This window comes from Neobacillus sp. BF23-41 (assembly GCF_041106275.1).
The window spans coordinates 1-8,594 of sequence record NZ_JBGBPR010000059.1; the positions used below are offsets into that span (position 1 = coordinate 1).

At 35.0% G+C, this 8,594-nt stretch carries 9 protein-coding genes; 4 read left to right on the forward strand and 5 right to left on the reverse strand.

The annotated features are described in order from the left end of the window. The first annotated feature begins 269 nt into the window (after window positions 1-269). Window positions 270-1,262 (forward strand): DUF3231 family protein, encoded by a 993-nt coding sequence (locus tag AB7942_RS29675; RefSeq protein WP_369449659.1) that lies wholly within the window; start codon window positions 270-272, stop codon window positions 1,260-1,262. Between the two features lie 867 nt (window positions 1,263-2,129). On the opposite strand, the gene AB7942_RS29680 is transcribed toward AB7942_RS29675, so the two are convergent. Together AB7942_RS29680 and AB7942_RS29685 are read right to left on the reverse strand one after the other, a co-directional pair. After that, complete coding sequence (locus AB7942_RS29680) at window positions 2,130-2,960, reverse strand: hypothetical protein (protein ID WP_369449660.1); 831 nt, start codon at window positions 2,958-2,960, stop codon at window positions 2,130-2,132. A 214-nt stretch (window positions 2,961-3,174) separates the two neighbouring features. Further along, window positions 3,175-4,161, reverse strand: coding sequence for an NAD(P)-dependent alcohol dehydrogenase (locus tag AB7942_RS29685; RefSeq protein ID WP_335397737.1), 987 nt, complete (start codon window positions 4,159-4,161; stop codon window positions 3,175-3,177). A gap of 509 nt (window positions 4,162-4,670) precedes the next feature. On the opposite strand from AB7942_RS29685, the gene AB7942_RS29690 reads away from it, so the two are divergent. The 3 genes from AB7942_RS29690 to AB7942_RS29700 all read left to right on the forward strand — a co-directional run bounded on the left by AB7942_RS29690 (window position 4,671) and on the right by AB7942_RS29700 (window position 6,142). Beyond that, complete coding sequence (locus AB7942_RS29690) at window positions 4,671-5,069, forward strand: YmaF family protein (protein ID WP_335437095.1); 399 nt, start codon at window positions 4,671-4,673, stop codon at window positions 5,067-5,069. Window positions 5,070-5,846: 777 nt separating this feature from the next. Beyond that, complete coding sequence (locus AB7942_RS29695) at window positions 5,847-5,996, forward strand: YjcZ family sporulation protein (protein ID WP_369449661.1); 150 nt, start codon at window positions 5,847-5,849, stop codon at window positions 5,994-5,996. 29 nt (window positions 5,997-6,025) lie between these two features. Then, window positions 6,026-6,142, forward strand: a complete 117-nt coding sequence (locus tag AB7942_RS29700) for a YjcZ family sporulation protein (RefSeq protein ID WP_369449662.1) — start codon at window positions 6,026-6,028, stop codon at window positions 6,140-6,142. A 553-nt stretch (window positions 6,143-6,695) separates the two neighbouring features. Here the strand turns inward: AB7942_RS29700 and AB7942_RS29705 are convergent. From AB7942_RS29705 to AB7942_RS29715, 3 genes are all read right to left on the reverse strand, one after another. Further along, window positions 6,696-7,124 carry an SMI1/KNR4 family protein gene (locus AB7942_RS29705; RefSeq protein ID WP_369449663.1) on the reverse strand — a complete coding sequence of 143 codons (429 nt, stop codon included), beginning with the start codon at window positions 7,122-7,124 and terminating at the stop codon, window positions 6,696-6,698. 232 nt (window positions 7,125-7,356) lie between these two features. Next, window positions 7,357-7,791, reverse strand: coding sequence for a hypothetical protein (locus AB7942_RS29710; RefSeq protein ID WP_369449664.1), 435 nt, complete (start codon window positions 7,789-7,791; stop codon window positions 7,357-7,359). 356 nt (window positions 7,792-8,147) lie between these two features. Continuing rightward, the gene (locus AB7942_RS29715) at window positions 8,148-8,450 is read right to left on the reverse strand and encodes a hypothetical protein (protein ID WP_369449665.1); all 303 of its coding nucleotides are present in this window, start codon (window positions 8,448-8,450) and stop codon (window positions 8,148-8,150) included. Window positions 8,451-8,594: the final 144 nt, after the last annotated feature.

The window sequence follows — 8,594 nt, forward strand, 5'->3', positions numbered from 1 at the left end:
TAAATCCAATTGCAAGGGTTATGAAATCCTGCGAATAAGTGAGCATTCGAGAGATATTCGTATCAAACTGAGGGAGTGGAAGAGTCCTGTTTGATCTTTGTTCAGCAATCGGGTCAGATTATAGAATATGATGCAAGAAAGCTCCAAATATTTATTCTATGATTAATTAACTTCCAACAAGCCATTCATAGAAACCTCGAATTTTACGCATAATGCTATAAAGGGAATTATATTAAAACGAAGTTCAATATTTGGAAGGAGAAGGGGCAATGAATAACAAGCATGAGGTCGGTTTTACATCAACAGAGATTGGGGCGCTATGGTCAACTTATATTAGTGATAGTATGAACGTTTGTTTATCGAAATATTTCTTAAAACACCTTAAAGATGAAGAATTAAGACCATTACTTTCTGAATCTTTGAATACCACTCAAACCTATCTTGAAGAGATTAAGAACATGTTTATTCAAGAAAAGTTCCCTGTTCCAAGGGGATATACGGAGGAGGATGTAAACTTATCTGCACCCCCTTTATTTTCCGATCCTATTTCACTTAGTTATTTATACAGTATGTGCAAGATTGCGATTATGAATGATGGCATGTTGTTGACAAGTGTAGCCCGTGAAGACGTACGTTTGTTTTTTTCAAAACGTATAACTTCTTTGTTAGAGTTTTATAATCAGTCAGTCGAGATGATGCTTACAAAAGGAATCTATGATAGGCCTCAATTTATTCCCTATCCAGATCGCATCGAATTCCTAAAAGAAAAGGGAACTATTTTATCTAAATGGTTTGAACCCAGGCGGCCATTAAATGTTTTAGAATTAACTGATATATTTTTCAATAGTGAACGTAACCTTCTTGGCAAAACTTTTTTAACGGCATTTATTCAGATTGTCAAAGATGAAAACATCAAAAATTATTTAATTCGAGGAAAGAAACTGGCCCAAAAGCAAATAGAGTTTTTAAACGATACTCTAACTAAAGATGATCTTCCAGAAAACTCAATGATCAATGCTACAGTATCTTTATCGACCGTGTCCCCCTTTTCAGATCGACTCATTCTGGGGATGATTACATTGGCTAATTCAACCGCCATTACCTATATCGGCCACGCAATTTCCACAGCATCGAGAATCGACTTGGCCACGCAATACTCCAAATTTCTTATAGAGATCATGATTTACGGTAAAGATGGAATAGAAATGTTGATTGAACGAGAATGGATGGAAGAACCTCCTCATACACTCAATCGAAAATAGATTGCTAAGAAATAAAAAAATTAGGTGTCTGTACTCATTCACTTGAACGGAAAGAATAAGGTATATCTCTTGAAGAAATAATCCCTATACATATGATCATTTCTGATATATCTTTATTCAATTATTGGGCGCTTTTCCGGAATAGGTAAAGCATCTTTTTGTAATGAGTTAGATTCTAGAACTTATGTTAACATGTATAAGAGATTGTGAAGGTTTCTACTTAAACTATAGGGTGCGTTAGTTGAAGAAGCTATCGAAAATGGATAGGAGAAATAGCTCAGTATAGTGAACTGAGCCATTTTATTTTCATTACAAGAACAGATACAAAAAGCGGTACAAATTTAATTACATTTTTGATTGCATTTTCGGGTTTTGCGATAGGAAACGGAACCCGTTAGCTTTATGAACCTCTCTTATCGACCGAGGACCCTCTTTTCTCCGGTGGACGGGCTTTATGAATCTCTCTTATCGACCGGCGACCCTCTTTATTTCGGTTGACGGGCTTTATAAATCCAATTTTCCCTATAGAGGAACATCCACTACCACAGCTTGAGCCGCTAGCATAATTGCATCCATGCCCACAATCGCTTACTACGTGTTAAAATTAAGAAAAATTTCATTACTTATCAAACAATAACAAGCGTAACGTTAACTAATAAATTTTTCCTCCAGTTTTTAATAGCATTAGTTAAAAAAATTTATCTGTTCTGCAACTTAATTTAACTTTCTCCCAAACTACTCTCCTCTCCAATTTCTTAATATCCTTCTTTCATTAACCTGCAACCTTTAATAGAATAAGAAAAAGGCTGTCGCAACAGCCTTTTTTTTGATATACAAGCGCACCGATTTCAAAAAGTATATAACTTATCAGTCCCCTTTTTCTGTTAAACACTCTTCTTCGGGCTTCATTTTTATCTGTTTCCACTTTTCAATGCCCACTTTGCGAAATTGAGCAATTTCGATGTCAGTTCCATTTGTTAATGTAATAAACATTAAACAATGATCAGCACCATCCTTACCGTGAAAACAAATATTTTTAACATATCCACTTTTTATAGTTGGGTATATTACCTGAATTAACTTGCACCAATTTCCATATTTCACCTCTATTACTGATTCCCCATCATGACTCCATCCATGATAAGGTGCGCATAGAAAGTCCTCCGGATGCTGTTGCAAATCTGATATTCGATAACCTCCTTCTTCGTGAATAAGCTGGATAAATCCGTATGAATAGCCAAAATACTCAGCCCTCTTGCCCTCAAACCCCTCTATCGTTTCAATTTCATAAAAAAACCTTATTCCCCGTTTTCCATCTGGCACTTGACAAAGCTTTATCAAATTCGTATGACCTACCCCAGCAAATAAATTTAAATAATCTTCATAGCTTAATTTTATTTGATAATTCTTAGACAAAAAATTGTATGCAAGCGGAAATGGAATACGTGCTTGACCAATCGAACCGCAACTTCGCCCTCCCATATTTTCTGCTTCACGTAAAATGCTAAAATAATTAAGCAGGGTATCTTCTGGGGTTCTAGTTAATTCTTTTGGTACTTGAATTTGGTCATGAGTTTTTTCATAATATGGTAAGAAAAAATCCCCATTATTAAATCTCAAATTTAAAGTTGGTAAACATGATGGACGAAAATACTTTTGTTGATAAGAAGTGGTGTCCATTTGATTTCGTAATAACACATTCATCACCCCATATTTAGTTTATGGGTGAACGAAAGATACGTGTAACCTGGATTCCTTTCTGTTTTCCATATAATTCTAATTCCATCAACTTAAGTTCTTTATTAAACCAATAAGGCCTAGTTTATTATTCTATTTGTTTAATTACTTTTGCGGGATTACCGCCTACTACTACATTATTTGGTACATATCATCTTGTTATAGTCCTCATATTTTAGGATTTGTTATTAGGTTCCACAGTTATGACGACATTTCCTTTTTTGTGTCCTTTTTCGACATATCTATGAGCCTCAATGATCTCTTCAAACGCATAGGATCTGTCAATGACCACTTTTAACTTCCCCGTCTCAACAAGTTCTTTAAGAAAATCTAGAGCTTCTGAAGTTTCAGGTGAGTTTTGACTCAATATTAGTTTTTTGCTGCTTGTCAATTTAGTCCATAGCATTCGAACACCTGGTAACGGTACAGTGACATTTATATAGGTTCCGTCCTTCTTTAGCGATTTCATACAATCCGAAAACGAACTCTTGTCAACCGCTTCAAAGATCACATCATAAGTCTCGCCTTTACTCGAAAAATCTTCTGCAGTGTAATCAATTACCTGATCCGCTCCAAGAGATTTTACCAATTCTATATTTGTGGTACTGCATACCCCTGTAACATTTGCTCCAAGATACTTGGCAATCTGAACTGCATAACTTCCTACGCTTCCTGAAGCACCATAAACTAGAACCCTTTGACCGCTCTGAATATTAGCTTTTCTAAGAAAATACAATGCAGTGCGTGCTCCAATCGGAATGGCAGCTGCTTCCTCATATGTTAAATTGGAGGGCTTAATAGATACTGGTCCATCTTCAGGCAGACACTTATACTCGGCATAAGCACCAAAACCCAATAGAGAAGCAGCAAAAACCTGATCACCTTCCTTAAACCTTTTGACATCTTTCCCTACTGACTCAATTTCCCCAGCTAACTCCATCCCCAATGTAGTTTTTTTGGGTTGTCTAAAACCAAGTGTTATTCGGGCAGGCAGCCAAAAAGCGGGAGGAACTGTAAAACTCCGTGCCCGAATATCTGCTACCGTTACGGTTGTCGCTTTTATTTTTACCAGGATTTCATTTTCCTTAGGAGAAGGTTTTTCTATCTCTTTCAGTTGAAGAACGTCGGGGGGGCCGTATTTTGTGTACTCAATTGCGCGCATTTATTCTCCTCCAATTCGTTATATTCATTAATATCTACGAAGAGCTACCAATAAATAGAACGAGGGTTCACTCCTTAAACTATCGGGCAGTTAAATACAGTATCAACAACAAAACCTACGAATGGTGCACCTTTTATCTTTGTTTATATGTATCCATAGATTAGCCTTTTAGGTCTTGCCTTGGAGACTCTGGGTGTATTTGGAAATAAAAAAATGCTGTATGTGGGAGAATGTTTTTTGAATGTAAAAAAAGTTAAAATATGCAAGTTGTTCATAAAAACTTGGATATTTTATGCTTATTAATTTTATTCATTACTGTGTTAAAGCACCCATTACTTTAAGTACATTCCTTCACAAATTAGTACAAACGGGCACGTAAGCTTTTTATATCAAAAAGAAGGAAAAGTATATTCATTTGAAGCAAAAGATAAAGAAAATCTTTTTTTCATAAAACCTTACCATTACTAATATTATAAACAGTATTCTAATTTAAAAGGGGGTTCCATTTTATGAGTAAAGTTCAAAGGGGAAGAGAAAATTATGAAAGAAATAAATCTCAAAATGAAGAGCAGTCTAACAAAAAAACAAATTCTGAAGAATCTGCTCAAACACATGTTCATGAATTTTTGGCAAGTACCAAATTAGCTGAAGAAGGAGAGGACAGACATAATCATCGTTTTGCAGGGGTTACAGGTGAAGTAATTCCAAAGGGTGATAGTCATGTACATGTACTATTAACTAATACCGACTTTTTAGATCATCATCATGAGGTAGGAATACAAACAGGTCCTGCTATCCCAGTTGGCAATGGTAAGCATGTACACTTTGTCAAAGGAATCACTACCCTAGATGATGGACATGTCCATGAGCTTGAATTTGCTACTTTAATTGATAAGCCTCTTGTATAAGGGGAAAAGGTTACCTTTAAGGAGGACAAGGGTGAGCACCTACTAGTGTTTCACCTTTTCTATTCCTCTACAATTGTGTTTCAGTAATTAAATTTTGGGATTTTGAGGTAACCTCTCTTAATGGTAACCTAGTTTAATAGATAGAACCTGATCATTCACGGCTACCGCTTACCATATCCAATCTTTCCTTCGTAGTACCCGTTACATAACTTATGACTCCTATTATGACTACAACGATAGAATTAGAAACCTCTATCTGGGACAACAGTAAACCTTAACAAATATTCGTTAGCTTAACAAAAAATAAGCCGCCCAAATGGCAGCTGAATCTTCAACTCTTGCACGCTTTACTTTAAGTACATTTCTTCACAAACTTAACTTCTTCCCTTTAGCTACCTTAATCCCAAAGGCCAATTCGTATCAATTATGGTAAGTGCAGTAATATGTTTCAAAGAAGAACCTAAAAAAGCCCTTTCTTGAAGGGCTTTTTTTGATTGAGGCTATTCCTGATTTAAGGTCTATGTCTATGCTTTAATATGGTCTATAGCGGCTACTTTCTAGATTATGCATCTGTTTATATGAAGAACCACGGTAGTTAAGCCTTTTTATTTTTTATTTTAACTAAGCACTTTTAGAGTTAAGGAGTCCTTTTTTTGCTACATAATGCAGTTTCTTGTAATGAATAGTAGATATTGGGCTTTTGTATTTCGCAAGAGCCCTGACACCTTTTGGATTTAATCATATTTTGTATTGAATAGATTTAAAGGAGGTTATTAAATGGATGGTGTAGGAGCTGGTGGAGGGTTCGCATTAGTAGTTGTATTGTTTATCCTTCTTATTATTATTGGAGCATCTTTTGTTGGCGGCAGCTACGGCGGTTACGGCGGTTACGGCGGTTACGGCGGAGGATTCGGAGGCTTTTATTAATTAATAATCTTTAAAAGGAGGGGATATTTATGTTCGGATATGGAGGTTTCGGCGGTTGTGGTGGCTACGGTTATGGCGGAGGTTTTGCCTTAATCGTTGTCTTGTTTATTTTATTAATTATCATTGGAGCAACTGTCTTTTATTAATTAAAAGCATCCATCCTAATTTTTTACAAATAAAAAAAGCCCTTGTTTTTTTTAGGGCTTTTTTATCTGGCTTTAATGCACCGAACGCATAATAAAGCACTGAGGAAGTTAAATGTATGGCGGTATAGCTGATGCTCCCTACTAGCTTATGCATCAGTTTATATAAAGTATCATCAGATTAAGCCCTTATTTTATATCATGAGTATCCCCATAGCTGAAGCTAGGGGTTTCGAAAGAATAGGCTTTAAAGCCGCATTGTCTTTACGAGGGCTACCACAAGTTTGCCCCGTTAGTGCAGTAAAAAAGCCTTACTCCTTATTGAAGTAAAGCACCCGTTAGCCATCCATGCAGCACAAAATCAGTGCTGCACCACAGAGAATGAAAATGGTTAGGAAGTGTCAATACTGATACTAACCTTGATCCAGTCACCCCTAATCCATAAACTTATTAATTATCGCTCTCCTCTTTTTTAACGATTGTGCAGGGTCTTCTTAAATATTGTCATTTTTCTAATGTTGAAGAAACTTATTTTCATGGTAGTTCAATAGATTATTTATACACTTATTTCCCCTTCGCTCCACCAAATAAATAATTGCTCTAATGAAGGTGCAATCCATTCGCGACTATCAGTTTCATGATTCCAGAGGTATATATTTTCTGTTTGAATATCACCATTTACAATCGAATATCCAAAGTAATCACCATTACCTGAACCACCAATAAATAAAAAACAGTCTAAAGGCATATAAGTTTCTTTGAAAATTTCATCTGTTCTAAAATCAGAATTTAACTCAATTATTAATTTTGTGGACGAGAATCCAGCACCTTTAACTTCAGCACCATTAGTTTCTTTAAGAAAACTAATAAATTCACGTGGAAGATTAAGGTTGAATCTCTCTTCAATTTCCTCTATTTGATTTTTAAAAGCAGGTTCATTAAATATCGAGTCGTCACAGATGTTTTTCATTAGTTTTTTCCACATAATTAAAATCCTTTCTAATTACCTTTAATCAAATCTACACATAGAAAAATTATATCATTTCTTCTTCAACTATCCTGCTCCGTTACTTGAATAAGAAAAGCCGCCGAGAATGGAAGCTGCTCCTTAACTCAAGCTACCGTTAGTTTAAGAACATTTATTTACAAACTGAAGTATCTATCAAGGGTAAAAAGAAGTAAGAATATCTTTTATCATTTATAACTGTAAACATAAGTTATTTACTTGTTAATATTAACTTTCGTGTTTTAGCATCATATATTTTATAACTAATTTCAAACATATGGTCTTTTGTAACTGTCACCTTACAAAAATAAGGGATTGACTTTCCATAAGCATCAAGTGCAGGAATATCTCTGAAGGTAAACATTTCATCTGTATTGAGCATTTTAAAGTCCGCTTCAGGAGAACGACCTGATGAATCTATTTCAATGACACATTTCCCACTGACGACATCAAATTTCTTTAGCACAACATATTTTAGGCTTGGGAGAGTAATCGCTAAAAGTAAAACACCAAGAAGTAAGATTCCAAGGCTTTTACCTACATTTAATAATCGAAAGTCTTTAGTACCATACATAACAATTAAGGCAAATACTGCTCCTATTACAAATAAGGCTCCAAGTATGAGCATTAAATAATAAAAGAACATTTTATCACTTCCTATAACTATTAATTGGAATTTAATATTACCACTTCTTCCATTGAAAGTGCCCTTCATTACAAAAAGAAAAAAGGACTGCCGCAGCAAATCCCAACTAAATTTAGCATCTATTGTAGAAAAATGTACATTCTTGATAGAATAATAATTACACCAATACCCCCAAAAATAAACGTCTCAAGTCGAATAAGGAAAAGGCTGCCGAACCAGCCTTACTTTCTTGAACTCAAGCCTCCATTAGTTTAGCAAAGTGATTAAATTATGCTCTTTGAGTAAGAAGATTTGATTAACATTAATAAGAAAGCATACCAAAACAGAAGAGAGGCTTAAATACCTCTCCACTCTTTTTATCTGTTTCTATGCCAAACAAACCATTTATTATTTTTATCTTTAACAATATAAAATTCATAAAGGACTCCAGTAGGAAATAATCTATGATACCTTAATCTAACAAACCAAGAATGTTCTGCTACTTCTTTGCCATATGAAGTCAAAACAAATTTGTAATTATTCTTCTCAAACCCTATAAGGCTTACCATTGGTTTTATAATCTCAACTCTCCACTGAAAAAGACTTGAGCCATAATCTTTGGAGAAAATTTCATTCAAGGCATTTAAAAGCTCATCTTTATCCCTTTCAGTGGTCTTCATCAGCATTTCAGTACAATGATAATGCCAAAGGACTCAGAAGCTAACGTATTGGAAAACTTGCCTCGGTCACTAGAAACAAAACAATGGAAAGTAACAGTTGGAAAGCCAGACCATAGTGACAAAAAGCTTAACAAGTCTATAAGA

Excerpts from the sequence above, each read along its gene's own strand:
- AB7942_RS29675 (WP_369449659.1), top strand. The coding sequence starts at position 270 with ATGAATAACAAGCATGAGGTCGGTTTTACATCAACAGAGATTGGGGCG.
- AB7942_RS29685 (WP_335397737.1), bottom strand. The coding sequence starts at position 4,161 with ATGCGCGCAATTGAGTACACAAAATACGGCCCCCCCGACGTTCTTCAA.
- AB7942_RS29690 (WP_335437095.1), top strand. The coding sequence starts at position 4,671 with ATGAGTAAAGTTCAAAGGGGAAGAGAAAATTATGAAAGAAATAAATCT.
- AB7942_RS29695 (WP_369449661.1), top strand. The coding sequence starts at position 5,847 with ATGGATGGTGTAGGAGCTGGTGGAGGGTTCGCATTAGTAGTTGTATTG.
- AB7942_RS29700 (WP_369449662.1), top strand. The coding sequence starts at position 6,026 with ATGTTCGGATATGGAGGTTTCGGCGGTTGTGGTGGCTACGGTTATGGC.
- AB7942_RS29705 (WP_369449663.1), bottom strand. The coding sequence starts at position 7,124 with ATGTGGAAAAAACTAATGAAAAACATCTGTGACGACTCGATATTTAAT.
- AB7942_RS29710 (WP_369449664.1), bottom strand. The coding sequence starts at position 7,791 with ATGTTCTTTTATTATTTAATGCTCATACTTGGAGCCTTATTTGTAATA.
- AB7942_RS29715 (WP_369449665.1), bottom strand. The coding sequence starts at position 8,450 with ATGAAGACCACTGAAAGGGATAAAGATGAGCTTTTAAATGCCTTGAAT.